This window comes from Streptomyces sp. NPDC056835 (assembly GCF_042789485.1).
Taxonomy (GTDB): Bacteria; Actinomycetota; Actinomycetes; order Streptomycetales; family Streptomycetaceae; genus Streptomyces.
Map to the genome: position 1 here is coordinate 1 of NZ_JBHUBB010000105.1, position 1,136 is coordinate 1,136.

The following is a 1,136-nucleotide window of genomic DNA, read 5'->3' on the forward strand; positions in this document are numbered from 1 at the left end:
GGAAAAATATGGTTTTGAAACTGTACCTGAAGAAAAAATTTCTACGAAAAATACATTAAATTTTAATTCGGTTGAGGAATTTGAAAAGTTTCTCAAAGAAGAAAGTGCTAAAGATAAGGCATTAAACGCGGATAAAAATGTTGTTAAAGAAGTTTCCGAAAATCCTGTTATGTTTTTGGCTGCTTCTAAGGCTAAAACAACAACTAAAACTTATAGCTATAAAGAGTACAATGGTACAGGATATATTGGTTCATATGCTCGTGTTAAAAGAACAGGTGGAAAAGTTAAAAGTGTAAATGTATGGAGTGAACAAAACGGTTTTATCTTTGGTATTACTTGGACACAGCGTACAACATGGTATAATTTAAATGCAAAGAAAACTGGTGGTAAAGCTTATGTAAGAGGAACAAAGCTATACGGCATGAATGTAGTTGGCCAACCAGTTGGATATTCAAAGTCAGTGACTTATACTGTGAAGTTCTAAAAAGGAGGGTTTCCTTTGACTGAAGTATCGACTATAAACTGGTTTGATGTGATTTATAATTATTCAGTGCTTGGAGCTTCAATTCTTCTTGTATTTTTCATTGTGAAGATTGTGAAGAAAAGAAGAGCTAAAAAGCGTCAACAATTCAATTAAGAAAAGAGCAGACCTTTAAAGGTCTGCTTTTTTACATGGCGGCATTTTAAAAGAGATACATAAAGAGCTGAATCTTGGTGATGCGGAGGACGGCGATCTTGTTAAGATTGAGGAAGAAGATGACGAGGTTGCGAATGGTGCATTTGAGGTCATGGCTTACTGGCATCCAGGCATTAAGAATTACATAATCAAATAGACAAGCAGATTCCCTTGTGGAATCTGCTATTTTTGTTGCTTTCTTTTCAGTGTGTCCTCGATTTCTCCCCATATTAGATAAACTAAACCCAAAATAAATAGTGCAATGCTTATTTGAAGCGCCCAGGGCATATTTTCATTGGCTTGCCTTTCTAGGGTTCCATGTCCTTGAAAGGCAATGGTCATTAAACCCATGTTTAGGTATTTCAGAGTATGTATAAGTGCCGCAGTTGAAATAAAAATGGCTCCTGTTATTCTTCTTGTCACTGTTTTCCCTCCTATATGGGCCCGTATATATAATACC

2 protein-coding genes are annotated in these 1,136 nt (G+C 35.7%); one reads left to right on the plus strand and one right to left on the minus strand.

Features of this window, described 5'->3' with window-relative positions; all coding sequences use genetic code 11:
* A partial coding sequence (locus ACFRMN_RS38815; protein WP_383029166.1) for a hypothetical protein occupies positions 1 to 484 on the plus strand: 484 nt, incomplete at its 5' end.
* A 375-nt stretch (positions 485 to 859) separates the two neighbouring features.
* Here ACFRMN_RS38815 and ACFRMN_RS38820 read toward each other — a convergent pair.
* Positions 860 to 1,136, minus strand: a 277-nt coding sequence (locus ACFRMN_RS38820) for a hypothetical protein (protein ID WP_383029169.1), incomplete at its 5' end; no start/stop codon positions are given.